The sequence below is a fragment of the Actinomycetospora chibensis genome (assembly GCF_028737215.1).
Classification (GTDB): domain Bacteria; phylum Actinomycetota; class Actinomycetes; order Mycobacteriales; family Pseudonocardiaceae; genus Actinomycetospora; species Actinomycetospora chibensis.
In genome coordinates, this window is sequence record NZ_JAQZAM010000003.1 from 284,658 (window position 1) to 310,053 (window position 25,396).

Annotated in this window: 27 protein-coding genes; 14 read left to right on the forward strand and 13 right to left on the reverse strand. The window is 73.8% G+C overall.

Annotated elements, in window-relative coordinates; translation table 11 throughout:
• Window positions 1-110: 110 nt before the first annotated feature.
• A complete protein-coding gene (locus PH189_RS06040) occupies window positions 111-464 on the forward strand; it encodes a hypothetical protein (protein WP_274187854.1) in 354 nt (117 codons plus the stop codon).
• Here PH189_RS06040 and PH189_RS06045 read toward each other — a convergent pair.
• The gene (locus PH189_RS06045) at window positions 424-1,323 is read right to left on the reverse strand and encodes an oxygenase MpaB family protein (protein ID WP_274187855.1); all 900 of its coding nucleotides are present in this window, start codon (window positions 1,321-1,323) and stop codon (window positions 424-426) included. The two genes, PH189_RS06040 and PH189_RS06045, sit on opposite strands and share 41 nt — an antisense overlap.
• 89 nt (window positions 1,324-1,412) lie before the next feature.
• Between PH189_RS06045 and PH189_RS06050 the strand changes: the two genes are divergently transcribed.
• Window positions 1,413-1,988 carry a TetR/AcrR family transcriptional regulator gene (locus PH189_RS06050; RefSeq protein ID WP_274187856.1) on the forward strand — a complete coding sequence of 192 codons (576 nt, stop codon included), beginning with the start codon at window positions 1,413-1,415 and terminating at the stop codon, window positions 1,986-1,988.
• Here PH189_RS06050 and PH189_RS06055 read toward each other — a convergent pair.
• Both PH189_RS06055 and PH189_RS06060 read right to left on the reverse strand, forming a co-directional pair.
• Complete coding sequence (locus tag PH189_RS06055; protein WP_274187857.1) at window positions 1,933-2,412, reverse strand: protein-tyrosine phosphatase family protein; 480 nt, start codon at window positions 2,410-2,412, stop codon at window positions 1,933-1,935. The two genes, PH189_RS06050 and PH189_RS06055, sit on opposite strands and share 56 nt — an antisense overlap.
• A gap of 113 nt (window positions 2,413-2,525) precedes the next feature.
• The gene (locus tag PH189_RS06060) at window positions 2,526-3,413 is read right to left on the reverse strand and encodes a LysR family transcriptional regulator (RefSeq protein WP_274187858.1); all 888 of its coding nucleotides are present in this window, start codon (window positions 3,411-3,413) and stop codon (window positions 2,526-2,528) included.
• Window positions 3,414-3,470: 57 nt separating this feature from the next.
• Here PH189_RS06060 and PH189_RS06065 point away from each other — a divergent pair, with 57 nt between their 5' ends.
• From PH189_RS06065 to PH189_RS06085, 5 genes are all read left to right on the forward strand, one after another.
• On the forward strand, window positions 3,471-3,905 hold the full coding sequence (locus tag PH189_RS06065; protein ID WP_274187859.1) for a Rieske (2Fe-2S) protein: 435 nt from the start codon (window positions 3,471-3,473) through the stop codon (window positions 3,903-3,905).
• On the forward strand, window positions 3,892-4,185 hold the full coding sequence (locus tag PH189_RS06070; protein WP_274187860.1) for a hypothetical protein: 294 nt from the start codon (window positions 3,892-3,894) through the stop codon (window positions 4,183-4,185). The genes PH189_RS06065 and PH189_RS06070 overlap by 14 nt, the downstream gene beginning before the upstream one ends.
• Complete coding sequence (locus PH189_RS06075; protein WP_274187861.1) at window positions 4,182-5,390, forward strand: amidohydrolase family protein; 1,209 nt, start codon at window positions 4,182-4,184, stop codon at window positions 5,388-5,390. The genes PH189_RS06070 and PH189_RS06075 overlap by 4 nt, the downstream gene beginning before the upstream one ends.
• Window positions 5,391-5,587: 197 nt before the next feature.
• Window positions 5,588-6,451: a siderophore-interacting protein gene (locus PH189_RS06080; protein ID WP_274188011.1), complete on the forward strand. Its 864-nt coding sequence runs from the start codon at window positions 5,588-5,590 to the stop codon at window positions 6,449-6,451.
• Between the two features lie 55 nt (window positions 6,452-6,506).
• Window positions 6,507-8,177 carry a serine/threonine-protein kinase gene (locus PH189_RS06085; protein ID WP_274187862.1) on the forward strand — a complete coding sequence of 557 codons (1,671 nt, stop codon included), beginning with the start codon at window positions 6,507-6,509 and terminating at the stop codon, window positions 8,175-8,177.
• Here the strand turns inward: PH189_RS06085 and PH189_RS06090 are convergent.
• On the reverse strand, window positions 8,174-8,296 hold the full coding sequence (locus tag PH189_RS06090) for a hypothetical protein (protein WP_274187863.1): 123 nt from the start codon (window positions 8,294-8,296) through the stop codon (window positions 8,174-8,176). The genes PH189_RS06085 and PH189_RS06090 overlap by 4 nt on opposite strands.
• A gap of 152 nt (window positions 8,297-8,448) precedes the next feature.
• On the reverse strand, window positions 8,449-9,567 hold the full coding sequence (locus tag PH189_RS06095; protein WP_274188012.1) for a response regulator transcription factor: 1,119 nt from the start codon (window positions 9,565-9,567) through the stop codon (window positions 8,449-8,451).
• Between the two features lie 122 nt (window positions 9,568-9,689).
• Here PH189_RS06095 and PH189_RS06100 point away from each other — a divergent pair, with 122 nt between their 5' ends.
• Window positions 9,690-10,103 carry a RidA family protein gene (locus tag PH189_RS06100; protein ID WP_274187864.1) on the forward strand — a complete coding sequence of 138 codons (414 nt, stop codon included), beginning with the start codon at window positions 9,690-9,692 and terminating at the stop codon, window positions 10,101-10,103.
• Window positions 10,104-10,140: 37 nt separating this feature from the next.
• On the forward strand, window positions 10,141-11,490 hold the full coding sequence (locus PH189_RS06105) for an FAD-binding oxidoreductase (RefSeq protein WP_274187865.1): 1,350 nt from the start codon (window positions 10,141-10,143) through the stop codon (window positions 11,488-11,490).
• 43 nt (window positions 11,491-11,533) lie between these two features.
• On the opposite strand, the gene PH189_RS06110 is transcribed toward PH189_RS06105, so the two are convergent.
• From PH189_RS06110 to PH189_RS06135, 6 genes are all read right to left on the reverse strand, one after another.
• Window positions 11,534-13,084 carry an IucA/IucC family protein gene (locus tag PH189_RS06110; RefSeq protein ID WP_274187866.1) on the reverse strand — a complete coding sequence of 517 codons (1,551 nt, stop codon included), beginning with the start codon at window positions 13,082-13,084 and terminating at the stop codon, window positions 11,534-11,536.
• The gene (sbnA, locus tag PH189_RS06115; RefSeq protein ID WP_274187867.1) at window positions 13,081-14,133 is read right to left on the reverse strand and encodes a 2,3-diaminopropionate biosynthesis protein SbnA; all 1,053 of its coding nucleotides are present in this window, start codon (window positions 14,131-14,133) and stop codon (window positions 13,081-13,083) included. Before sbnA ends, PH189_RS06110 begins: the two co-directional genes overlap by 4 nt.
• Before the next feature lie 136 nt (window positions 14,134-14,269).
• Entirely contained in the window at window positions 14,270-14,698 is a 429-nt protein-coding gene (locus PH189_RS06120; protein WP_274187868.1) for a PPOX class F420-dependent oxidoreductase, read from the reverse strand.
• A 61-nt stretch (window positions 14,699-14,759) separates the two neighbouring features.
• Entirely contained in the window at window positions 14,760-15,974 is a 1,215-nt protein-coding gene (locus tag PH189_RS06125) for an MFS transporter (protein ID WP_274187869.1), read from the reverse strand.
• A gap of 28 nt (window positions 15,975-16,002) precedes the next feature.
• Window positions 16,003-17,181: an alkane 1-monooxygenase gene (locus PH189_RS06130; protein WP_274187870.1), complete on the reverse strand. Its 1,179-nt coding sequence runs from the start codon at window positions 17,179-17,181 to the stop codon at window positions 16,003-16,005.
• A 79-nt stretch (window positions 17,182-17,260) separates the two neighbouring features.
• Window positions 17,261-17,857 (reverse strand): TetR/AcrR family transcriptional regulator, encoded by a 597-nt coding sequence (locus tag PH189_RS06135; protein WP_274187871.1) that lies wholly within the window; start codon window positions 17,855-17,857, stop codon window positions 17,261-17,263.
• Window positions 17,858-18,620: 763 nt separating this feature from the next.
• On the opposite strand from PH189_RS06135, the gene PH189_RS06140 reads away from it, so the two are divergent.
• A complete protein-coding gene (locus PH189_RS06140) occupies window positions 18,621-18,950 on the forward strand; it encodes a hypothetical protein (RefSeq protein ID WP_274187872.1) in 330 nt (109 codons plus the stop codon).
• Between the two features lie 285 nt (window positions 18,951-19,235).
• Here the strand turns inward: PH189_RS06140 and PH189_RS06145 are convergent, their stop codons facing one another.
• Entirely contained in the window at window positions 19,236-20,504 is a 1,269-nt protein-coding gene (locus tag PH189_RS06145) for a cytochrome P450 (protein WP_274187873.1), read from the reverse strand.
• 248 nt (window positions 20,505-20,752) lie between these two features.
• Here PH189_RS06145 and PH189_RS06150 point away from each other — a divergent pair, with 248 nt between their 5' ends.
• Together PH189_RS06150 and metX are read left to right on the forward strand one after the other, a co-directional pair.
• Window positions 20,753-22,060 (forward strand): bifunctional o-acetylhomoserine/o-acetylserine sulfhydrylase, encoded by a 1,308-nt coding sequence (locus tag PH189_RS06150; protein ID WP_274187874.1) that lies wholly within the window; start codon window positions 20,753-20,755, stop codon window positions 22,058-22,060.
• Window positions 22,061-22,073: 13 nt separating this feature from the next.
• Window positions 22,074-23,234: a homoserine O-acetyltransferase MetX gene (gene metX / locus PH189_RS06155; protein WP_274187875.1), complete on the forward strand. Its 1,161-nt coding sequence runs from the start codon at window positions 22,074-22,076 to the stop codon at window positions 23,232-23,234.
• A gap of 6 nt (window positions 23,235-23,240) precedes the next feature.
• Here the strand turns inward: metX and PH189_RS06160 are convergent, their stop codons facing one another.
• The gene (locus tag PH189_RS06160; RefSeq protein ID WP_378015030.1) at window positions 23,241-23,639 is read right to left on the reverse strand and encodes an ArsR/SmtB family transcription factor; all 399 of its coding nucleotides are present in this window, start codon (window positions 23,637-23,639) and stop codon (window positions 23,241-23,243) included.
• 112 nt (window positions 23,640-23,751) lie between these two features.
• Between PH189_RS06160 and PH189_RS06165 the strand changes: the two genes are divergently transcribed.
• Both PH189_RS06165 and PH189_RS06170 read left to right on the forward strand, forming a co-directional pair.
• Window positions 23,752-24,882, forward strand: a complete 1,131-nt coding sequence (locus PH189_RS06165; protein WP_274187876.1) for a DUF418 domain-containing protein — start codon at window positions 23,752-23,754, stop codon at window positions 24,880-24,882.
• A 138-nt stretch (window positions 24,883-25,020) separates the two neighbouring features.
• Window positions 25,021-25,383 (forward strand): cupin domain-containing protein, encoded by a 363-nt coding sequence (locus tag PH189_RS06170; protein ID WP_274187877.1) that lies wholly within the window; start codon window positions 25,021-25,023, stop codon window positions 25,381-25,383.
• Window positions 25,384-25,396 lie beyond the last annotated feature (13 nt).

Below are 25,396 nucleotides of genomic sequence, written 5' to 3' on the forward strand. Positions count from 1 at the left end.
GTACTCGACGGCGGTGGCCGGGAGGTGTATTCCGGACCACGACGACCCGGTCCGTCGGACCCGACCGGGCCGCCCTTGCCGCCCGAGTCCGTGCGAGGAGCGTGATCGCCGTGAGCGAGCGTCCCCTGTCCGATCGTCGTCCCCACGAGCACGATGCCCTGGCCTGGGAGGTCCGGGGGTGGGCCGAGCCGCCGGGGCGCCGGCGCGACGTCGAGGGCTGGCACAGCCTGGCGTGGAGCGCGACGCACGACGACGCCGTCGTCGTCGCGCAGGCCGTGACGACGGCGCACGCCTACGAGTTCGCCGAGGTCTGGGGGCCGGCCGAGACGCCGGCGGCCGGCCGGGCACGCACGTGCGAGCGCTTCCCGGTGCCCGACGGCGACGAGCGCCGCGAGATGTGGCTGCGCGCGGCGGCCGAGCACTTCACCGACGGGATGGATCTGCCGCGGCGGACGACGGTCTGACCGTCGACGCGAAGGTGCCGAGGCGGGCGAGGTCGAAGCCGTCCGGATAGGAGCGCACCTCCGGCAGGTCGTCGACGGTGATCGGGGTCGTGCGCGGAGCCATGCGGCGCTCGACCGCGGCCCGCACCCGCATGCCGGCCCGGGTCGCGGCCCGCTCCGCCCGCGTCGGCACCGGGTAGTGCAGCGCGCGCAGCAGGTGCGGGTCCATGAGGCAGGTGGTGGACCGACGGACGAGCGCGGCCGGGAGCGCCGAGAAGGGGGGAAACGTCGCGAGCAGCGCGAGCGTCGCGTCGGCCACCTCCCGCCCGCCGGCGGTGTGGGCGAACCGCGCGGCCTCGACGTCGTCCATGAGCGCCGCGAAGCCCGCCTCGTCCTGCGGCATGTCGCGGATGCCCATGCGCCGGCCGAGCGCGCGGTAGTGGGTCACGGCGGCCTGGCGCTCGTGCGGGTGCAGGCGCCGCCAACCGAACTCGTCGAGCCAGCGCAACGGGGTGACGACGAAGGTCGACAGCACGTAGAGCATGTCGTCGTTGCTGATCCCGTAGCGGCGGTGCATCTGGTTCATCCGCCGGATCGCGGTACGGGAGTCGGGGTCGTCGAAGCCGCGGTCGACGGTGGCGCCGAGCAACAGGACCGTGTCGTCGTAGCGCTTCTGCGTGTGCGCGGTGAACTCGCCGGTGCGCGCCAGGAGCTCGCCCACCGACGGCACCGCGTAGGTGCGGAACAGCGCGAGCCCGAGCGCCTGCCGCACGTCCCACGGGAACTCGATCGCCGCGGTGATCTTGTGGATCTCCTCGGCCTCGACGGGGTGCGCGGGGTCGAGCGCGGCGATGTGGCGCAGCCAGGCGAAGCGGTCCACGGCGCGTCCCCCAGGAACGTAAGGGCGATTATCTTCGACTGCCGGAGAACATAGAAGCTGCTACGTTCCGGCGGCAAGGGGGTGGGGACGTGACGGTGACCAACCGCGACGGCTTCTTCGCCGCGGCGATGACGCTGCTGGCACGGGACGGTCGCTCGGGTCTGCGGCTCGCGACGCTGTGCCGCGACGTGGGGGTGACCAGCGGGTCCTTCTACCACCACTTCGGCGGCTGGGACGGCTTCGTCGACGCCCTGCTCGAGCACTGGGAGACCGTCGACACCCGACGACTCGCCGAGCTGGCCGCGCGCGAGCCCGACCCCGAGGGACGCCTGGACGTCCTCAAGCACCTCGCGCTGACGTTCCCGCACGAGGCCGAGACCGCGATCCGCGCCTGGGCGCACGGCGACGAGCGGGTGGCCGTCGTGCAGGCGCGCGTCGACGAGCAGCGCCGGCGCGTCGTCGCGGAGGCGCTGGTCGGGGCGGAGGTCGAAGCCGAGCGCGCGGAGCGGCTCGCCGACCTCACCCTCGCCGTGCTCATCGGCCACCAGCAGCGCCTCGGCCCCACCGACGTCGGCGAGCTCCTGGCGCTGTTCGACGAGCTCACCGCCCTCAGCCCGACGAGCGCGGCTCCCATCGCGAGTCGTGGAGCAGATCCACGAAATTGACGTTGTTCAGCGCGCCGGTGCGGGCCTCGCGGACCAGGGCGATGGCCTCCTCGGCGTCGTAGCCGCCCCGGATGAGCGCGGCGGCCGAGAGCAGCCCGGACCGGTTGATGCCGGCCGCGCAGTGGACGAGGACACGCTTGCCGTCCTGGCGCAGGTCGTCGACGAGGTCGGCGAGGCTCCGCAGCGTCGTGAAGTCCGGCGCCGGCCCGTCCTCGATCAGCCAGTGCACGTAGAACTCGACGTCCTCGAGCGGCGGGGCGCTGCCGTGCAGGTCGAAGACGGCGTCCCAGCGCTCGCCCGGCTCCGGGCTGCCCGACTGCCAGATGCCCGGCACGATCTCGTGCGGCGGCCAGGGCGGCGGCTCGTCGGTCAGGTCGTCACGCAGGTGTGCCGGGATGTAGTCGTCGTCCCACAGCTCCGCCACCGGTGGCCCTCCAGTCTCGTCGCACGCCGTGCTCTTCGCCCTGCTGTTCCACGCTGCCCGTCCCACGCTGTCTGTTCCGCCGCGAGGGGGCCTCCGAAACCCTCGGGCAACCCTCACGCCGATCGCGCCGCGTCCGCGAACGCCCGGGCGGTCGCTGTCGGTGCCACGTGCCCCGACCACCCCATCACGATCGGCAGCGGCGAAGGGTCCTCGGCGATCGGGACCGCGGCCACCTCGTCGCGACCGCCCGGCTCGGCCTGGGCCAGCACCGTGAACCCCAGCCCCTGCCCGACGAGCGCCCGGGCGGTCTCGGCGTTCGAGGTGCGGTAGCGGATGCGCGGCGACAGCCCGGCGGCCAGACACACGCCGAGCGCGTGCTCGGAGCTCGGCGGCAGGTCCAGCAGCACCATCGGCTCGTCGACGAGGTCGGCGAGGGCGACGGGCGCCGACCCGTGCACCAGCCGGTGGTCCCGCGGGAGCACGAGGTGGGGCGTGTTGGACGACAGGGGGGTGAGCTCGAGGACGGGGTCGAGACGGTGGTCGTAGAGCACGGCGACGTCGAGCTCGCCGTCGAGCAGGCCCCGCTGCAGGACGTCCTGCGACCCCTCGACGAACTCGACGCGCGCCCGCGGATGCCGCGCGGTGAACCGACCGATCGTCGCCGGGAGGATTCCCGGGGCGAGCGTGGTGTAGCAGCCGACGCGCACGGTGCCGGCCACCTCGCCCGGATCGCCGCCGGCGGCGTCGGCGAGCTCGTCGGCCTCGCGCAGCAGGCGCCGCGCCCGACGCAGCGTCTCCTGGCCGGCCGGGGTGAGGCGGATGCCGTGGGCGCGGCGGCGCACGGTGAGCTGGGCGTCGAGGGCCCGCTCGAGCTCGTCGAGGGCGAGCGAGAGGGCCGAGGCGGAGACGTGCAGCGTCGCCGACGCCCCGGCCAGCGTGCCCGCCTCGGCGACCGCGACGAAGTACGCGAGCTGCCGGAGCGAATACGCAGGATTACTCATGTATCAGCCCACATACCTGAACTTTACAAGGGATGTGGCGCGGCGCACCGTGGTCCCATGACCACCACGCTCGACGGCTCGGCGGCCGGCCCCGGAGGCGATCCGGCCCCGCCGGCCCGCACCTACGACGTCGGGGCGTCCGACGAGGTCGCCGAGCGCGGCCGCCTCGTCGTCACGCTCGGCGGGGGACCCGACGCGGTGACCATCGGCGTCTTCCGCTTCGGCGGCACGCTCTACGCCTACGAGAACCGGTGTGCCCACCAGGGCGGTCCCGCCTGCCAGGGCCGCATCGTCTCCCGGGTGCGCGAGCGGCTCGACGACCAGCAGCGCAGCCTCGGCACGGTGTTCGACGAGACGACGATGCACATCGTCTGCCCCTGGCACGGCTTCGAGTACGACGTCACCACCGGGCGCCATCCCGGCCGGCCGGACTACGCGCTGCGCGGGGTGTCGGTCGACGAGGAGGGCGGGCGGATCCGTGTCACCGTCTGAGCGGGCCGCCCGCATCGCCGGCCTCGTCGACGAGCTCGGCACGGAGGTCGACGCCGGGCTCGGTGACGGGGCGATCGCCGCGCTGGACCCCGACGTCGCCCGCCGCCTGGTCGCGGTCGCGGGACGCCTCTACGCCGTCGCGGCCGAGGAGGGCGCGCTCCCGCCGACCGGGACGGACCTGACGCCCACCGAGTCCGTCGTGCTCGCCACCGCGGCCCTGCGGGCGCACGACCTCAACCCCTTCGACCTCGCCCTGTGGTTCTCGAGGAGCACGTCATGACCATCGACGACGAGGTGCGTCGCCTGCCCACGCAGGAGATCACCACCCACACCGACAGCCGCGAGATCCTCGCGAACGCCGCCCGGGACACCGAGCGCTACGCGCTCGACGAGTACTTCATCGTCGACGTCGACTCCCACCACGTGGAGCTGGACTCGTGGCCGGAGATCCTGAAGTACCTCGACAGCCCCGTCCTGCGGGACACGGCCGAGCAGATGATGAAGAACTGGCCGAACGCGGCGCGGCTGGCCCTCCACAACCACTCGCCGGGCCTGACGATGCAGGACGTCTCCGGGCGCATCCCGCACCAGGCCGCGCTGGGCGAGGAGACCCCCGGCACCGACAACGGCGCACACCGCGACGTGACCCTCGTGCGCCGGGCGATGGACGCGATGTCGATCGACGTCCAGATCGTGTTCCCGCAGCCGATGCTCGAGACCGGCCTGCACCCGCAGCCGCAGATCGCCACCGCGCTGCTGCAGGCCTACAACCGCTGGTTCACCGCGGAGGTCCTCCCGCGCGAGCCTCGCATCAAGACCATGCTGGGCCTCCCGTTCGAGGACCCCGACGCGTGCCTGGCCACGGTCGAGGAGTTCGCCGATCATCCGGGCGTCATCGGCTTCCTCGTCACGAGCCAGCGCCACGCGGGCGTGCACCGCAACGCCTACATGCCGCTCTACCGGATGCTCGAGGAGCGCGGCCTGCCGATCGGGTTCCACGCCGGGCCGAACCAGGCCGACTCGATGACGTCGACGATGAACAAGTTCCTCTCGGCGCACGCCATGAGCTTCGTGACCTGCAACATGACCCACATGACCAACTGGGTCATCAACGGGATCCCCGAGCGGTTCCCGGGGCTCAAGACGATCTGGATCGAGAGCGGCCTCGCGTGGGTGCCGTTCATGATGCAGCGGCTCGACCACGAGTACTACATGCGCCAGTCCGACGCCCCGCTGCTGACGAAGCCGCCGTCGCACTACATGCGCGAGATGTTCTACACCTCGCAGCCCATGGAGTGGACCGACGACGCCCTGCTCGAGTCCACGCTGCGGGCGATCGACGCGCCGAACTCGCTGATGTACTCCTCGGACTGGCCGCACTGGGACTTCGACGTGCCCGGGCGCATCGCGTCCCTGCCGTTCCTCGACGACCACGCCAAGCGCAACATCCTCGGCGAGACGGCCCGGAAGGTGTTCGGGCTCTGACGTCGGCGGGGGTTGTCAGCCCAGGGGCCACGCTGACGTTCAACGTCAGGAAATCCACCTCGATCATGCGACCGGTCCCGCCCGGCGCGGGGGTTTTCCCGCTCGGCGCCCCGATCGCGGGGCGGGGTGGCACGCAGGGATGAAGTGAGGCTAGCCTTCCTCGCATTCGGGTGAGGGAGGGGAGTCGCGTGGCGCGGATGGCGGTGCTGCCGCTCCTGGAGGTCGTGGCCTCCGAACGACTCACTCCGCGCATGCAGCGCGTGACGCTCGGTGGTTCCGGCAGCCCTGGCCTCCGCGCGCTCGACGCCGTCCCGCCCGCCGCGCACGTCCGCCTGCTGTTCGCCGAGCCCGGCGCGCCGGTGGTCCTGCCGACCCCCGGACCGCACGGCCTGAGCTGGCCCGACGACCACGACCGTCCCTACGCCCGCAGCATGACCGTGCGCTCGCTCGACGGGGTCCGGGGTGAGATGACGATCGACATCGCGCTGCACGGCGACTCCGCCGCCGGCCGCTGGGCCACCGCCGCCCGTCCCGGCGACCCCGCCGGCATCGTCGGGCCCGGAGGCGGGTGGACCCCGCCCGCCGACGCCACGGAGGTCCTGCTGGCGGGCGACGAGGCGGCCCTGCCCGCGATCGCCGCCCTGCTCGAGTGGCTGCCGAAGCACGCGCTCGTGCACACGGCGATCGAGGTGGAGGACGCCCTCGACGAGCAGGAGCTCGCCCGCCCGGTGCGCTGGGTGCACCGCGCGCGGGGCGAGACGCTCGTCGATGTCGTGCGCGCCCGGCCCGTCCCGGACGGCGCCGCCGCGTGGGTCGCGGGGGAGGGGCACGTCGTCAAGGCCATCCGCGAGACCCTGCGCCTCGGCCGGGGACTGGGACGCAGCCACTGCCACGCCATCCGTTACTGGACGCGGGGCCGCTCCCACGAGGACTCCGAGAAGACCTTCGGTGCCGCGCGCGCGGAGGCCGCGCGCCGGGGCATCGAGCTCGTCACCACCCAGGACGTCCACGAGATGAGCTACGAGCTCATGACCGGTGGTTTCCGGCTCCCCGTGCTCTGAACCGACGTCCCCCACATGATCCCGGCCGGTCTCGGGCAGACTCCTCGCACCGACGGTGGACCGACGCGAGGGGTGGCGGGTGGCGGACGAGGGCGAGCTGATCGCCGAGCGCTACCGCGTCCGGACGCGCGTCGGGCAGGGCGCCATGGGCGTCGTGTGGCGGGCCGAGGACGAGCGCCTGCAGCGGGAGGTGGCCCTCAAACAGGTGTCGCTGCCCGCGGGGGCCGACGAGCAGGCCCGCGACCAGGCTCACCGCCGGGTGTTCCGCGAGGCCCGGATGATCGCCCGCCTGCACCATCCGCACGCGATCGCGGTCTACGACGTCGTCGAGCACGACGGGCAGCCGTGGCTGGTCATGGAGTACCTGGCCTCGCGCAGCCTCGCCGAGGTCCTGGTCGCCGACGGGCCGCTGGACCCCGAGCACGTCGCGCACATCGGGCGCCAGGTGGCCGACGCCCTCGCCGCGGCCCACGAGGCCGGGATGGTGCACCGCGACATCAAGCCCGGCAACGTCCTGCTCGGCGACGACGGCCTGGCCAAGGTCACCGACTTCGGCATCGCCCGCGCCGTCGACGACGTCACCATCACCTCGACCGGGATGATGGCGGGCACCCCGGCCTACCTCGCCCCGGAGGTCGCGCGGGGCGGGACGGCCGACTTCCGCTCGGACGTCTACTCGCTGGGCTCGACGCTCTACACCGCGCTCGAGGGCGTGCCGCCCTTCGGCACGGGGGACAATCCCCTCGCCGTCCTGCACCGCGTCGCCTCCGGCGAGTACGCCCCGCCGTCCCCGCGGGGCCCGATCACCCCGCTGCTCGAGCACCTGCTGCAGCCCGACCCCGCGAGCCGCCCGGGAATGCACCGCGTGCGCGGCGACCTCGCCCGGCTCGTCGCCGCCGAGGCCGGCACCGAGGAGGGGCCGGTCACGCCGTTCTTCGTCCGTCCCGAGGCTCCGCCGCCCCCGGGGCCGGGTCCGGGGCCGGGGTCCGGGCCGCCCGCGCCCCCGCCCGTCCCGCCTGCCCCGTCGACGGGGGTCCCCCAGCCGTCCGGCCCCGGTGGGCGTGCGACCGCGGGGGTGGTGCCGGACGGGGTCGTGGCGACGGAGCCCGCCGACATCCCGCCCTCGACGCGGCCCTCGACGCGGCCCGCGACCACGGCACCGGTCGCGACGCAGGACCGCGAGGACGGCCCCCCGGAGGACGGCGGACGGCGCCGGCGCTGGCCGTGGGTCGTCGCGGTGGCGGCGGTCCTCGTGGTGCTCGTCGCCGTCGTGCTCGCCGCCCTGCTCGGGACGCCGGGCAGCCGACCGGGGGCCTCGGTCCCGGGGAGCACGGCGTCGCCGGAGGCCGGCGACGGCAACGCGACGACCTCGGAGGCAGGAGCGGGGAGCGACGGTGCGCTCGCCGGCGGGCCGGAGGACCAGGCGCGCCAGCAGGCGATCATCGACTACTACGGCCTGCTGCCCAACCGGCTGGACGAGGGCTGGCAGCGCCTGACGCCCTCGTTCCAGTCCTCGACCGCGGGTGGGTTCGAGAACTACCGCAGCTTCTGGGCGACCATCCAACAGGTCACGGTCCGCGGGGTGTCGCCCGCGGGCGGCGACGAGGTCGACGCCACCGTGACCTACCGCTACGCCGACGGCCGGGAGGTCGACGAGCGCACGGTGTTCCGGCTGGCCTTCGCCGACGGCATCTGGAAGATCGACGGGCAGCGGCAGGCGAACTAACGCGTCGGGAAGGCCGAGCCCTCGTCGTCGGACTTCTTCGCCTTCTTGATCGCCCGCTTCTCCTTGAGGCTCTTGTCGGACTTCTTCGAGGAGGACTGGCGAGGGGACTTGTCGGACATCGGGAGCTCCCGGCGGTTCGGATCACGGTGGATCGAATCCGAGGGGGTACACGCGCCGATCGTCGTTCCCGGATGCGACTTCCGGCGCTGCGCACCGGGTGGTCAGCTCGAATCTACCGCGCGGGCGCCCTCCGGGACACCGAACGCCGGGATCAGCCCGCGAACCATCCCGAGGGGGCGAGCCCGCCGCCCCCGACCAGCCGCGGGACGTAGTGATCGGTGTAGATGCGCGCGACGAGCTCCCGCCTGCTGCGGACGCCGACCTTCGCGAAGATCTTCTTGAGGTGGTCCTGGACGGTGTAGGCCGACAGGTGCAGCCGCTGCGCGACGTCGGCGGTGTCGACGCCCGCGAGGACGAGGCCGACGACGTCGCGCTCGCGGTCGGTGAGGCCGTAGGACGCGACGATCAGGGGGATCACCTCGGGCGGACGCGCGTCCTCGAGGGTGACGACGACGTCGGTGCCGCGGTCACCCCGTCCGACCAACGGGGAGGCGTGCGCGACCAGCCAGCGCCCGGACCGCGACCGCAGGCGCGCCCGCGGCGGCGGCGCCGTCGGGTCGAGCGCGCGCCTCCGGGCGGCGCCGACGATGGCGCACACGATCTGCGGCAGCGGCGCCTCCCCGAGCGTCCCGCCGCCGAGCTCGGAGATCCGGGCCTCGGCGCCGGCGTTCGCCGACACGACCTCGTCGTCGGCACCGACCACGAGCACCGCCGGACCGTCGCCGTCCCCGGCGGCCGCGAGGTCGACCGCGCCGGCGACGAGCCCGGCCCGCAGGCCCCGGGCGAACCCGCCCGCCACGGAGCTGACGAACTCCTGCTCGGCGGGGGTGAAGGTGCGCCCGCCCTGGTGGAAGAGCGCGATCCCGCCCCACGTCGCCCCGTCGGCCGCCAGGCCGGCGCGCAGCTCGTCGGAGTAGTCCCAGAGCGGGGAGAACATCTCCGCCCACCGACGCGAGCGCGCGAGGTCGCCGCCGGTCTCGGTGCCGAGCGCCGTCACGGCGCCGGGCCGCCGCGTCACCGCCCGGAAGTCGTAGACGTCGTCGACCTCGTACTCGTAGTACGACCACTGCAGATCGTGGTCGTCGTCGACGTCGCCCCACTTGACCGTCGCGGTGACGAGCTCGTTGGCAGGGTCGAGCGTCGCGAGGCACGCCGCCGAGAACGGGAGCGCCCGCCGCAGCGTCTCGATCGCGGCCGCGCCGAAGGTCGTCCAGTCCAGGCCCGCCGCGGCCAGCCCGTCGATCTGATCACGCACCCGCTCGGCCCTCATGACAGCCACATCACCCAGCGTAGTAGCGGCTGGGCCGGACGAGGTATCCCAGATTCCTGGGAGGGCAGGACACCAGGAGGCTGGGATGGGTGGGCGTGTCCCGCCGGCGCACGCTCCTGGTCATGCCGAACCCCCAGCTCCTCGCCCCGCAGCGGATCAACCCGACGACCTGGAACGCACCCTTCCGCTACGACCAGGCCCAACTCCGCCCGGCACCGCAGCAGTTACTCACCGTTGCTGGTCAGGGCTCGCTCGACGTGGACGGAACGCTCCTGCACGTCGGGGACATGACGTCGCAGATGGCGCTCGCCATGGCCAACGTGGAGGACCTCCTCGCCGCCGGCGGCATGGACCTGCGCGACGTCAGCCGCCTCGTCGTCCACGTGACCGACATGGACGCCGCCCTCGCGGCCTACGGCGCGATCACCGAGCGGCTCGAGGCCCTCGACGCCACCCCGCCCGCGACCCTCGTCGAGGTCGCGCGCCTCGCCCTGCCCGGCATGGCGGTCGAGATCGACGCCACCGCCGGCCGCTGACTCCCTCTCCCCACACCCCACCCCGGAAGGACATCCCGTGACCGCCTCCACCTCCACCCCCACCTCCTCCACGTCGGCCCTGCTCCCCGATGACCCCGCCTTCGCCGCGGCCGTCGCCCCGTTCGTCACGACCCTGACCCCACGCCCCGATCTGGTCGTGGCGGCCCGCAGTCCGAGTGACGTCGTCGAGGCCGTCCGGTGGGCGGGCGCCGCGGGTCGTCCGGTCACCGTCCAGGCCACCGGTCACCAGCTGCTCTCCGACCTCGCCGGCTCGATGCTGGTCTCGACGCGCCACCTCGACACCGTCCGCGTCGACCCGGAGGCGCGCACGGCCGTCGTCGGCGGCGGCGCGCAGTGGCACCAGGTGATCGCGGCCGCCGCCCCGCACGGCCTCGCCCCGATCTGTGGCTCGTCGTCGAAGGTCGGCGTCGTCGGCTTCAGCCTCGGTGGCGGGCACGGCCCGCTGTCGCGGGCGTTCGGGACGGGCGCCGACCAGGTGCGCCGTGTCCGCCTCGTCACCGCCGACGGCGTGGAGCGCGACGTCGACACCGAGCGCGAGCCCGAGCTGTTCGCCGCGCTGTGCGGCGGCAAGACCGGCTTCGGGGTCGTCACCGAGATCGAGATCGCGCTGCACCCCGTGGCACGGCTCTACGGCGGTGGGATCTTCTTCCCCGGCGCCGCGTCCCCGGAGCTCCTGCACGCGTGGCGGGAGTGGGTCACGACGCTGCCCACCGACACCTCGAGCTCGGTCGCGCTTCTGCGCCTGCCTCCGGACCCGTCGCTGCCGCCGCCGCTGCAGGGCCGGTTCGTGGTGCACCTGCGGTTCGCGCACCTGGGGTCGGCCGAGGAGGGGGCCGCGCTGTTGGCACCCATGCGGGCGGTCGCGGAGCCGATCGCCGACATGGTCGACGAGATGCCGTTCGCGGCGATCGACGCGATCCACGCCGACCCCACCGACCCGATGCCGATCTGGGACGAGTCGGCGACGCTGTCGGCGCTGCCCGCCGAGGCCGTCGACGCGCTGCTGGCCGTCGCGGGGCCGGGGGTCGGGACGCCGCTGGTCATGGCCGAGCTGCGGCAGCTCGGCGGGGCGATCGCGCGCGGTCCCGAGCGGGCGTTCGACGCCGTCGCCGGCCGCGATGCGGCGTTCACCCTCTACGCGCTCGCGCCGATGTTCCCGCCGATCGCGGGGATCGCCCCGGCCGCGGCCCGCGGTGTGGTCGATGCCCTGCGGCCCTGGGCGATCGGCGGGCTGCCGAACTTCCAGGGCCCCGCGTCCGGAGGGCGGCTCGGGGCGCTGTGGGACGAGGAGACCCTGGCGCGCCTCACCGCGGTTCGCGAGCAGTACGACCCGAGCGCCATGTTCCGTACGATCGGCCTGCGCTGACCCACCCGTGAGCGAAGTTCGGGGCTATAGCCCCGAACTTCGCTCACGTGCGCAGCGGGTTCGGGACGTGCGTGACGCCGGCGGGCATGCTCGTGCCGGGCGAGGGCCCGCGCTCGAGCAGCGGGCGCAGCACCGTGCGGTAGGGCCAGGTGTCGGCGTCGAGCAGGACCGCCTGCAGGGTGCCCCGGACTCCCGCGTCGGCGGTCCGGGCGACGGCGCCCTCGATGGCGCGTCGGATCGTCGCCCACCAGCGCGGCTCGGGCGTGCCCGTGTGCCGGACGAGCGCGTCGACCACCCCGCCCAGCCCGACCTCGACGGCGAGGGTCGCGAAGAAGCCGATCAGCTCCTCCGGGGTGTCGAGCACCAGCGACTGGGTGCCGCCGGGCGTGAACCGGTAGCCCGGCGCGGCCACCGTGAGCCGGCCGGGGTGGACGCGCACGGCGTCGTGGTCGCGCAGGACGAGGCTCGTCGAGCGGCCGTTCAGGTCCAGCAGCACGTTCTGCCCGTGCATCTCGGGCAGCACGCCGTGACGCAGGAACCCGATCCCGACCTCGACGACGGCGTCCACGACCGCCCCGAACACCGCCTCCGGATCCCCGAGCGCCGCCAGCGGCCCGTCCCACGCGGACGCGGCCAGCGCGGCGAGCGGCATCCGGCGGGAGCCGGTCGCGGGCGGCAGCACGCGCAGCGCCGCGGCGAGGTGCCCGGGACGGTCGTCGAGCTCGTCGGAGCCGTCGGGACGGGCGAAGCCGGCCCAGGCGGTCTCGTCGGCGACGGCGACGCGGGCGGCGAGGTCCGGGTCCGCGGCCAGCACGTCGCGCAGCACCCGCTCGCCACGCTGCGCGAAGTCCAGCGAGCGGGCCCCGAGCAGCCGGGCCGACCCGAGCGTCGTCACCCCGAGGGGCAGCTTGAGGTGCCGGCCGCCGCCGAGGTCGAGCGTCCGCAGCGACGATGTCACCCGTCCCTCACCGGCCCCGCGGTCCAACGGAACGACGATGCCGTCGGCGATCTCGGCGGCGAACGCGACCGGCAGCACGTGCTCGCGGTCGAAGGGGTGCACGGGGAGGGCCCGGTAGCCGTCCGGGGCGTCGAGCAGGTCCGGGAAGCCGCCGGAACCGAGTCGCAGGTGGTCCGACCGGACCGCGACCGCGTCGACGGCGACGGTGTGCCCCGGTCCCCAGCGCGCGAGGTCGTCCGCACCCCACCCGGACACCGCCCGCGCCGTGGGGTGGAAGGGCCGTCCGCGCACGGCGGCGAGCACCTCGCCCACGTTCTCGGTGAGGTCCCCGGACGGCGGGTCGAGGGCGTGGTCGACGGCCGTGTCGAGGTCCCGCGCCACCGCCTCGACGTACGGGGCGTCGGGGGCCAGGAGCCGGAGGACCGCGGACGGCGTCGCGACCGGGACGCCGTCGAGCAGCACCGGGCCGTCGACGGACCGCGAGGCCTGCAGGACCCCGCCCGGCCGGGCCGGCCAGCTGAGCTCCCGGCCGTCCGAGAGCGGCACACGCACCCGGCCCGAGACCAGGGGGGCGGACACGAGGCCCTCGGCGACCGCGGCGTCGAGCAGGTCGCGCATCACGAGGCGCGCGCTCACCGTGACAGGGCGACCCGCCTCGCCCGCGCCCGGTCGAGCCAGGCGTCGTCGTAGACGCGGTCCAGGTACCGGTCGCCGCGGTCGGGGAAGATCGCGACGACGCGCGCGGGCGGCACGACGTCGTCCAGCAGGCGCGCCACCGCGGTGACGACGGCCCCGGTGGAGCCTCCGGCGAAGATCGCCTCGGTGGCCAGCAGCTCGCGGCACGCCTCGGCCGCCGTCGCGTCGTCGACGTGCTCGACGCGGTCGATCTCGTCGGGGGAGTGCAGCTCGGGCACGCGGCTGGACCCGAGGCCCGGCAGCTCCCGGCACCCGCCCCGGCCCCCGAAGATCACCGAGCCGACGGCGTCGGCGGCGACGACCTGCAGCGGGTCGCACACCTCCCGCAGCCGGCGCGCGCAGCCCAGCAGGCTGCCCGTCGTCGACACCGCCCCGACGAGGTGGGTCGGCGGGACGAGGAGCTGGTCGACCAGCTCGGCGCCGGTGCCGTGGTAGTGCGCGAGCCAGTTCCGCTCGTTGGCGTACTGGTTGATCCAGACCGTGTCGGCGGTGGTCGCGAGGATCTCGTGCACCCGTGCCAGGCGCGTGTGCAGGTACCCGCCGGCCTCGTCGGGCTCGTCGACGACCTCGACGTCCGCTCCGAGCCCTCGCATGATCGTCACGTTGGCGGCGCTGGCGTTGCGGTCGACGACGCAGGTGAACGACAGGCCGTGCAGCTGCGCCGCCATCGCGACGGCGACCCCGAAGTTGCCCGAGCTCGACTCGACCAGCCGGCTCCCGGGCGGGATCGACCCGTCGGCCATCCCGCTCGCCACGATGTAGCGGGCGGAGCGGTCCTTCATGCTGCCGCCCGGGTTCATCAGCTCGAGCTTGGCGAGGACCTGCACCCCCGGCCGGTCGAACAGCCGTCCGAGCTCCACCAGGGGTGTCGCCCCGATCGTGTCGAGCACCGAGGCGTGGACGGCCTCGGGACCCGGATCGAGGGGACCCCGATCGAACCAGGCCAGATCACCGGCGGGGCCCGGTCGGGGCCCACGGGCGAGGGTCACTCACACCTCCGTCGCGACGTGTCCGGGCCGGGGCGGGAGATCCTCGTGGACGGCTCCCGCCCCGAACCCAGGCAACCCTAACCACGGCGGAGGGCGTGCCGATCGGGTGATCGGCGATGATCCGGATGAGGGTCGGTCAGCCCGCGTTGTCCGGGACGTCCGAGGCCTTGACCGCGCCCCAGCCGTGCCAGCGGTCCACCTCGATCCACGCGGCCACACGGCCGCGGTCACGGATCGGGTAGGGCTTGCCGGTGTAGTGCTGCGAGCACCGGTCGATGATCGTCAGATCGTCGTCGTCGGCCCACTCGACGATGTGGCCCTGGATGCTGACGTGGGTGTACCAGTCGTCCTCGGACAGGATCGAGATCGACACCCGCGGGTCCTTGCGCAGGTACTCGACGCGCTTGCGCGCCCTGTCCATGTTGACCAGGACCCGGCCGTCCTCCCAGAGGTACCAGGTCGGCACCGAGACCGGCTGGCCGTCGGGGCGCACCGAGACGATCACACTGGGGTTCGGCTTGCGCAGGAGTTCCTGGACCTCGTCGGGCAGCGGGGGCTTGGGCATGTCGTCCTCTCGTCGGGGGTGGTGCGCGGTCTCGGGCAGGAGTGCTCTGTGAGCCCCGATCTCACACGCGCCCGGCCTCCGCGGAACGTCGGCCCCGCACCACCAGGGCGCGCGCGACGACCGCCGTCAGGCCGAGGGCCACGACGACGAGGCCGTAGACCTCGGCGACGGGCCGTAGCCCGAGGTGCACGGTCGCGATGCCGGCGGCCACCGCCGGGAGGCTGAAGGCGAGGTAGGCGACGACGTAGGCGACGGCCATGAGCTCGCCGCGGGTCTCCGGGGCGGCGATCCGGGCGAGGGTGCCGAAGCAGCCCAGCGAGGCCATCCCGAACCCGACGCCGGCGACGACGGTGCCCGCGGCGGCGCCGAGCGGGACACCGAGCACGAGCCCACCCAGCGTGACGAGGGTGCCGACGGCGAGCAGCCCGCCGGCCGGGGCGAGCAGCGTCGCGGGGGAGCGGCGCAGGACCGCGACGGCGGTGACCGCACCCACCCCGCACAGCAGGGTGACGACGACGCCGCCGACGAGGTGGCTGCGCAGCCCGAGGATCTCGGCGGCCACCGACGGGCCGAGCGAGAGGTAGAGCCCGCCGAGCGCCCAGCTCGCCGCCAGCGTCGGCACGATCGCGAGCACCTCGGCGCGCAGGCCCGTCGGGATCCGGACCCGGGGGCGCAGCGAGGCGAGCGCACCGGTGCGTCGCGGCGCCGTCTCGGGCAGCAGCGCCAGGACGACGCCGACGACCGCGAAGCCCAGGAGCAGGACGCCGTAGACGAGGCGGGTGGGCGCCGGGGCGTACTCGACGAGCAGCCCACAGCCCAGCGCACCGAGCGCCAGGCCGATCAGCGGCGTCGTCGCATTCGCGAGCCCGGCGCGACGAGGGCTGAGATCCACCAGCGTCGCGGCCATCGCGGTGATCGCCGCGCCGGTGGCCGCCCCCTGCACGGCGCGCGCGACGAGCAGCATCGTCACGTTCGCCGCGAGCAGGAACAGCACCACGGCGACGGTCTGGACGCCCAGCGCGACCGCCAGCACCGGCCGTCGCCCGACGTGGTCGGACAGGCCACCGACCACCAGGAGTGAGGCGAGCAGGAAGACCACGTAGACCGCGAAGATCGCCGTCAGCGTCGCCGCCGAGAAGCCCCACTGCGCCTGGTAGACGACGTAGAGCGGGCTCGGGACGCTCGAAGCGGCCAGGAAGAGCACGACGACCCCGGCCACCGCGGCGAAGAGCCGGCCGCGGCGGACGGGGTCGAGGCTGTCAGCGGGTGCCGTCACCCACGGCGCAACACCCGCGTCGTCGGTTCTATGTCCGGGCGTAGCGGGAGAGGTACTGCTCACGCTTGCGCGGGTGGATGTTGGCCAGGGTGACGTCGCCGCCGTAGTGCGCGAGCACCTTGCGGTCCATCATCGCCCGCCACACCGGCGGGAAGAGCGCGACGACGATCATCGAGCCGTAGCCGCTGGGCAGCTGCGGCGACTCCTCGAAGTGCCGCAGCGTCTGGTAGCGGCGCAGCGGGTTCGCGTGATGGTCGGAGTGCCGCTGCAGCTGGTAGAGCAGCAGGTTCGACACCGTGTGGTCGGCGTTCCAACTGTGCCGGGGGTCGGTGCGCTCGTAGCGGCCGTCCTCGCGTCGCTGGCGCTTGAGCCCGTAGTGCTCGAGGTAGTTGACGACCTCCAGCAGCGAGAAGCCCACGAACGCCTGCAGGATCAGCCAGGGCAGGACCACCGGCCCGAACGCGACGACGAGGGCGACGAACAGCACCAGGGTCATCGCCCAGGCGACGCCGATCTCGTGGTCGAACGGCGTGTGGCTGCCCTTGGACCGGCGCTTCGACTCCAGGTGCCACGACGAGCGCAGGCTGCCCCAGACCGTGCGCGGCAGGAACATCCAGAAGCCCTCGCCGAGCCGTGAGCTCGCCGGGTCCTCCGGGGTCGCGACGCGGACGTGGTGCCCGCGGTTGTGCTCGACGTAGAAGTGCCCGTAGGCCGAGCTCGCGAGCGCGATCTTCGACAGCCAGCGCTCGACGTCCTCGCGCTTGTGGCCCAGCTCGTGGGCGGTGTTGATGGCGACGCCGCTGACGACGCCCATGGTCAGCGCGAGACCGAGGTCGGCGTGCCAGGGCAGGTCCCAGCTCGCCCACACCCAGCACGAGAACACCAGGCTCGCGTACTGGATGGGGATGAACAGGTAGGTCACCCAGCGGTAGTAGCGGTCGGCCTCGAGGCGCTCGCGCTCGGACTCCGGCGGGTTGTCGTCGGTGGCGCCGAAGATCATGTCCAGCGCCGGCAGGATCACGAAGAGGATCATCGGGCCGATCCACCACCAGCCGGCCCAGCCGGTGGCGGTGGACAGCCCCGCGCCGGCGAACGGCATCGCCGGCATCACGGTGGCCAGGGGCCACAGGTAACGCTTGCGGTCTCGCCAGGGGCGCTGCGGGGTGTCTTCGTCGGGCGCGGTGTCCGACACGTACTCGGTGCTCATGGGCCTGTCTCCCTCGACACGACGGCTCGTGACGAAGTGTGCGCGGTGATGCGCTCCGAGACAATACCTAATTTTTGTCTCAGTCTCGCGGATGGGCTAACAGCGCGGCGACCAGATGGGCCATGCGCTCGCCGACGTCGACCGGGTCGAGGGCCGGCGCGACCACATGAGAGATGACGAGACGGACGACCGCGTCGACGGTCTCCTCGACCCGGGACGGCAGGAGCTCGGGCTGCCGCCGTGCGAGCCACGCCGCGAGGAGGGCGCGGGCGGACTCGCGGATCGACTCCGACCGCGAGGTGAGGAACGGCAGCAGCCCGGCGTCGCCGGACCGGCTGCCCGTGAGGACCGCGCGGAGGAGGGGGTTGTCCGCCGCCTCCTGCAGGGTCAGGCGCGTGGCGGCAGCGACGGCGAGGGCGACGTCGTCGTGCTGATCGAGGGCGTCGGCGATCGCGGCGAAGAACCGCTCGGCCTCGCGGGTCATGAGCGCCTCGCCCAGGCCGTCCTTGTTGCCGAACTCCCGGTAGAGCGTCGGGCGCGAGACCCCGGAGTCGACCGCGACCTCGCCGACGCGCACCCGCTCCCAGCCCCGCTCGACGGTGTGCTGGTGGGCCGTCTCGAGGACCCGTTCGCGCACCTGTCGCCGGAACTCCAGGCGCAACGACTCGCCGCTCATCCCGTCAGTGTCACTCACCGCAACCGGCGCGGTGCGCGGAGCAGTCCTCTCGCGCCCGGTCGGTCGTGCCCGTTGGCCTGCGGGAGGTGCTCGGGTTGGGCCGACCAAGCGTCGCGGACGGCGCAACGTCAGCGGCCGGTCGCCGAGTGTCACTGGGCCGAAGCGCGTCACTTCCTCAGGATGTGCGACTCGCGAGTAACGACGGTCCCCGGACGCCGATGTCCGCGCAGATCACCCGGACGCACCTGGTGGTCCACCGTCCGGCCGAAGGGGTCCGCACATGGTCGTTCGATCCGGTCGTCTGCTGCCGAGCGTGATCGTCGGTGCCCTCGTCACCGGCGCCCTGGCCCTGGGGGCGGGGGTGGCGGGGGCGGCAGAGACCTGCCTCCTCGAGGGACAGACCTTCACGATCGTCGGAGCTATGACCAAGGGCACGGCTGACGAGTGCCTGCTGAACAGCACGACGCCTTCGGTCACCGAGCTCACTGCCTATGTGGCCGTCCAGCTTGCGGATTCGGGCGCACCGGGGAACAACCCAGCCGAGGGCGCCGGCTCCGTTGGGTCGACCGACGGAGGTTCGATCATGCCGAGCCAGGCCCCCGAGGCTCCGGAGTCGCCGGTCCCGACTCCGGCGACGACCACGGCCCCCTCGAACACGGCACCTGACTCAGAGACAAGGACCGTTCCGGCAGTCGGGCCGCAGGCGGCCGGGCCCGCGGAGCCGCCGGCGCTCCTCCCGCCGGCGGCCCTGCCCGCCCCGGATGTGCGCGGTGCCGTCGCCCTGACCGGGTTCGCGCCGGGCGGGCTGATGGCGGGTGTGCCCGCGCTGCGCTTCGGCTCGTTCGACCCGAGCCTGCTGCGGGTGCCCGCGGGCAGCCCCCTGCGGACCCTCACCGGCGTCACCCCCGGCTCGCCGGTCACGACGTCGAGCGACGTCCAGGCGATGGCGCTCGACGGCCTCCCGAGCGGGCTGGGGACGCCTGCGGTGCTGGGCGTGCTGATCCTCTCCACGCTCGCGGGCTTCGCCCTGCGCCACCGGGTGCTGCGTCGGGTCCGGCTCGCCGCCGCACCGAAGTCCGAGCCGGCGACCTGAGACCTCGGTGGCGAATCCCGCGCTCAGCGCGGCTTTCGTCACCGAGGATCGCGCCAGCGGTGACGGACAACGGCAGACATGCGTGTTTCCGTCACCCGAACAGCGATCAGCGCGGCGCCAGGTCGCAAGATCCCGGGTTCGTGGAGCGAATGCCCCGCTGAGCGGAACGCGCGGCTCCACGAACCGAGATCTCGCCCCCGACCGTTCCGGCGAAGGGTGCCCCTCACCGCTCAAGTCGGCCGAAGGTGCCCTTCGCGCGGACGCCGCCCGCGCGCACCACGGCGATCACCGCGCCGCGTCGGTCCCCGCGAGCGCGACGGGGAGGTGCTTGATCCCGTTCACGAAGATGCTGCGCAGGCGGTCGGGCTCGCCGACGACGCGCAGGTCGGGCATGCCGGCGAAGAGCTCGCGGAAGAGCACCGCGACCTCGCGACGGGCGAGGTGCGCGCCGAGGCAGAAGTGCGGGCCGTGGGCGCCGAAGCCCTGGTGCGGGTTGGGGGAGCGGCGCAGGTCGAGGCGATCCGGGTCGGCGAAGACGGCGGGGTCCCGGTTCGCCGCGCCGTACACGAGCAGCAGCTTCTCGCCCGCCGAGACGGCGACGTCGCCGACCGTCGTGTCCGCCACCGCCGTGCGCCGCATCCAGTTGATCGGCGAGGCCCAGCGGACGATCTCGTCGACCGCGGTGGGCGTGACCCCGTCGACCTCCGAGGACCACGCCTCCCACTGGGAGGGGTCGAGATGCATGCCCCAGACGCCGTGGGTGATCGCGTTGCGGGTGGTCTCGTTGCCCGCGACGCAGAGCAGGATGAAGAACGACGCGATCTCCTGGTGGGTCAGCCGCTCGCCGTCGACCGTTCCGTGCACGAGCGCCGAGGTGATGTCGTCGGTCGGGGCGGCCTCGCGGGCGGCGGCGAGCTCGGTCATCAGGCCCGAGAGCCCGGCGCCGGCGGTCAGATAGTCGCCGAGCGGGTTGTCCGAGGTGACGTACTCCGGGTCGTCGCCGGCGAGGATGACGTTGGAGTGGGCGAACACCTCGTCGCGCCGGGACTCCGGCACGCCCATCATGTCGCAGATGATCAGCAGGGGCATCCGGGCGGAGACCTCGGTGACCAGGTCGAACGAGCCGTCACCGGCCAGCGCCTTCTCGCGCGCCGCCGCGATCACCGACCGGGCCACCCGCGTCACGTCGGCCAGCAGGGCCTCCGTGCGCCGCGGCGTGAACGCCTGGGCGGCGATGCGCCGGATCTTGGTGTGGCGCGGGGCGTCCATGCTGATCAGCGAGCCGAAGAACTCGTGGGCCTCCGACGGCAGGTCGAGGATCGAGACCGCCCCCCGGCCCGAGCAGAACAGGTCGGGGTTCTTGCTGACGTACTCGACGTCCGCGTGCCGGGTGACGGCGCGGAAGCCGGGGCCCCGCTCGAACCCGGGGAACTCGGGCTCGGCGAACCACGGCAGCCCGGGGTCGGCGCGCAGGGCGTCGAACGCCTCGAACCGGCGCGCCCAGGGCGCGGCCCAGAACTCGCGGTCACCGAGGTCGACGGTCGGGAGCGACATGATTGGCAGGATGCCAACACTGTCCGCCGCCCGCCGTGCGCGCGACGTGACACCCGCGACCGGGGGTCTCGGTTGTGCCCCGTGCCCGGCGGCGGGAGGATCGCCGACGTGGTGCGGGTTGATCTCGAAGGCTTCTGGCCGAGCAGGCGCGGCGACGCGTTCGACGAGTGGTGTCGCTGAGGGGCAGCACCCCGCCGGCGACGTGTACGACCGAGAATCCCCGATCCCCACGATGGAGTGAGTACCCCATGACGGACGCGAGCACCGGCTGGTCCTTCGAGACCCAGCAGGTCCACGCGGGCGCGAGCCCGGACCCGGCGACGAACGCCCGGGCCACGCCGATCTACCAGACGACGTCCTACGTCTTCCGCGACACGCAGCACGGCGCGGACCTCTTCAGCCTCGCCGAGCCGGGCAACATCTACACGCGGATCATGAACCCGACCCAGGACGTGCTCGAGCAGCGCGTGGCCGCCCTCGAGGGCGGGGTCGCGGCCCTGGCGTTCGCGAGCGGCAGCGCGGCCACGACGGCCGCGATCCTCAACATCGCCCACGCGGGCGACCACTTCGTGTCGAGCCCGAGCCTCTACGGCGGCACGTACAACCTGTTCCACTACACGCTGCCCAAGATGGGCATCGAGGTCTCGTTCGTCGAGGACCAGGACGACCTCGAGCAGTGGCGCAACGCCGTGCGGCCGAACACCAAGCTGTTCTTCGCCGAGACGATCGCGAACCCCGGCTCGAACGTCCTCGACGTCGCGGGCGTCGCGGGCGTGGCGCACGAGGCCGGCGTCCCGCTGGTCGTCGACAACACCGTGCCGACGCCCTTCCTGCTGCGCCCGATCGAGCACGGCGCCGACATCGTCATCCACTCGGCGACCAAGTACCTCGGCGGACACGGCACGACGATCGCGGGCGTGGTCGTCGACGGCGGCACGTTCGACTTCGGCGCCCACGGCGACCGCTTCCCCGGCTTCACCGAGCCCGACCCGAGCTACAACGGCCTCAAGTACTGGGAGGCCCTCGGCCCGGGCGCGTATGCGGCCAAGCTGCGCGTCCAGCTGCTGCGCGACACCGGCGCGGCGATCGCCCCGTTCAACGCCTTCCTCATCATCCAGGGCATCGAGACGCTGTCGCTGCGCCTCGAGCGCCACGTGCAGAACGCGCAGGCCCTGGCCGAGTGGCTCGAGCAGCGCGACGAGGTCGGATGCGTCTACTACGCGGGCCTGCCCTCGAGCCCCTGGTACGAGGCCGGCAAGAAGTACCTGCCCCGCGGCGTCGGCGCGATCGTGTCGTTCGACCTGCGCGGCGGGGTGGACGCCGGGCGCGCGTTCGTCGACGGCACCAGCCTGCACTCGCAGCTGGTGAACATCGGCGACGTCCGCAGCCTCATCGCCCACCCGGCGTCGACGACCCACAGCCAGCTCTCCGAGAACGAGCAGGAGTCCGCGGGCGTGACACCGGGCCTCGTGCGCCTGGCCGTCGGCATCGAGAACGTCGAGGACCTGAAGGCCGACCTCGAGGCGGGCTTCACGGCGGCCAAGGCAGCCCAGTGAGAGATCTGGCTGCGTGACGGATTCGCTCCAGCGCGTCGACGGCGACGCGTCCGTCCAGGTCCTCCCTCCCGCCACCGGTGCGTGGCGGGAGGGGGACCCGGTCGGCGGCCGTCGCTTCGTCGACCTCGGCGCCGTGACGCTCGAGAGCGGCGCGACCCTGCCCGACGTGCGCGTCGCCTACGAGACGTGGGGACGCTTCGACGGGACCAACGCCGTCCTCGTGCTGCACGCGCTCACCGGCGACAGCCACGTCACCGGGGATCCCGGCCTCGGGCACCCCACGCCCGGCTGGTGGTCGGCGATCATCGGGCCGGGGCGGGCGATCGACACCGACCGCTGGTTCGTCGTCGCGCCGAACGTCCTCGGCGGTTGCCAGGGGACGACGGGACCGGCGAGCCCGGGTCCCGACGGGCGCCCGTGGGGCTCCCGGTTCCCGCGGACGACGGTGCGCGACCAGGTCGCGGTCGAGGAACGCTTCGCGGACGCCGTGGGGATCGACCGCTGGGCCGCCGTGCTCGGCGGCTCGATGGGCGGGATGCGGGCGGTCGAGTGGGCCGTGATGGCGCCCGAGCGGGTGGAGCGGCTGCTGCTGCTGTGCTCGCCGGCGGCGGCGTCGGCCGACCAGATCGCCTGGGCGGCTCCCCAGATCGCGGCGATCCGCCAGGACCCGGGCTGGCACGGCGGCGACTACCACGACCGCCCGCGCGGGCAGGGCCCGCACGTCGGGCTCGGCGTCGCCCGGCGGATCGCGCACAACACCTACCGGACGGGCGAGGAGTACGACACGCGCTTCGGACGTCGGCCCCAGCCGGGTGAGGATCCGGAGGACGGCGGGCGCTTCGCGATCGAGAGCTACCTCGACCACCACGCCGAGAAGCTCGTGCACCGCTTCGACGCCGGCAGCTACGTCGCGCTGACGCTGGCGATGAACGGTCACGACGTGGCCCGCGGTCGGGGCTCGCTGCGCGAGGCGCTGGGCCGGATCACGGCGCACACCGTCGTCGCGGGCTCCGTATCGGACCGGCTCTACCCGCTGCACCAGCAGGAGGAGCTGGCCGAGCTCATTCCCGGCGCGGACGAGGTGCACCGGATCGAGTCGCCGTACGGGCACGACGCGTTCCTCATCGAGGCGCGCAGGCTCGAGCAGATCCTGGGCGAGCTCTTCCGGGTCTAGAGCTCCTCAGAGCCGTGCGGGCTGCCCCGCCACCTCGTGGAGCAGCGCGTGCACGGTCTCGTCGTCGAGGCGGTAGCGCACCACGCGGCCGCTGCGCTGGGTGGCGACGAGACCCTGCGCGCGCAGCAGGCGCAGCGCCTGCGAGGTGGTGGTGTCCTTCAGCCCGGCGGCCAGCGCGAGGTCGGACACGCAGATCTCGCCGGCCGCGTGGATGCACAGCAGCAGCGTCAGGCGCGTCGGGTCGGCGAGGAGGGCGAACCGGGTGACCCAGGCGTGCATCGTGTCGGCGTCGGGCAGCGCCTCGACGGCGTCGCAGATCCGGTGGTCCTCGTCGAGCGCGCGCTGGCGCTGCTCGGCCCGTGCGGCGTCCTCGTCGGTGCCGTCCGGGGGCTCGGTGAGGTGCACCGACACATCGTGTCATCCTCGCCCGGCCGCCGGGTGGCGGCGCCGGGAGACGGCCGTGCCCGGAGACGGCCGTGCCCGGAGACGGCCATGACGGGACGGGGGGACGCGCGCGGTGACGGGACCGACGGGACTCTCCGCGCGGCGCACCGCCCCCGATCTGGCCCGGGGTCTGATGCTCGTCCTCATCGCGGTGGCCAACGCGCACCTCTACCTCGTCGACCGCCCGATCGGCTACCGCGGCTACCCGGCGGGGCTCGTCGGCGGCGACCGCGTCGTGGCCGTCGTGCAGATGGTGCTCGTCGACGGCCGCGTCTACCCGCTGTTCGCCGCCCTCGTCGGCTACGGGCTGGCGCGGCTGGCCGACCGCGCGCCCGAGGGGGTGCTGCGACGGCGTGGCGTGGTGCTGATCGGCGTCGGCGCGCTGCACGGCGTGCTGCTCTTCCCGGGCGACATCATCGGCGCGTACGGGCTGGTCGTCCTGCTGATCGCGCCGGTCGTGGCGACGGGGCCCGCCGCGGGACCGTCAGCGGGGTCGTCCCGCGGGCTCCTCGCGGCGGCGGGGGCGATCGCCGCGTTCGGGGTCCTGCTGAGCACCGGCCAGGGCACGCCGCAGGGTGTCCCGACCGTGCCGTCGATCGGGGCGCCCACCGTCGGCGCCTTCCTGGCCGCGCACCCCGGGGAGTGGTTCGCGACCACCCTGTTCTCGGCGCTGCTCACCGCGCCGGCGGTGCTCGTGGGCGTCGTCATCGCCCGCTCCGGCACGCTCGACGACCCGGTGGCCCACCGGCGGCGGCTCGCCCTCTGGGCGGTCGGGGGGCTCGCGGCCTCGGTGATGCTCGGGCTGCCGCTGGCCCTGGCGGTCGTCGGGACGTGGGTGCCCGCGGGGGTCGCCGCAGGTCTCGCCGGCGCCGCGCACACCGCGGGCGGCTACGCCGGCGCGCTCGGCCTGCTCGGTGTCATGGGCCTGCTCGCGAGCGTGTCCTGGCCGGGGCGCGACCTGATCGCGGCTGCGGGCACGTGGTCGATGACGCTCTACCTGTCGCAGTCGGTGGTGTTCGTGGCGGTGTTCGCGACCGTGGCGGGCGGGCTGGGGTCGTCCGCGTCGCTCACGACGGCCACGGTGACCGGGCTGCTGGTCTGGCTCGTCGGCGTCCTCGTCGCCGGCCTCCTCGCCCGCGCCGGGCACCGTGGACCGGCCGAGCTGCTCGTCCGCCGGGCCACCTACGGGCACGCACCGTCATAGGTGTCCGACACAGGGTCGACGGCGCTGGGCCGGACGAGTGGAGATCGGCGCGGTCTCCCCGCGGCGCGCTCACACTGAGCGGCCCCGTCGCGGTGTGCCGGGCCGCGCGGAGAAGAGGAGACCGCAGAGGAGACCACGATGACCGCGATCGAGCACCGGAGCATGAGCACCCCCGACGAGACGCGCACCCCGGACAGGACCACCCTCGAGGTCGTCCAGCTGGGCAGCGCCTCCGTGGCCCGTCTGACCCTGCAGCCGGGGTGGCGCTGGTCGGAGTGCATCAAGCCGGTCGTCGGCGGCGAGAGCTGCCAGGCCGCGCACCTCGGCTACCTCGTCTCCGGACGGATGCACGTCGTCGCGGACGACGGCACGGAGGCCGACCTGGTGGCCGGTGAGACCTATCGTCTCCAGCCCGGCCACGACGCCTGGGTCGTCGGCGACGAGCCGGTGATCGGTCTCGAGTTCGACACCAAGACCGCCGAGACCTACGCCCGCGGCTGACCCGGCTCCACTC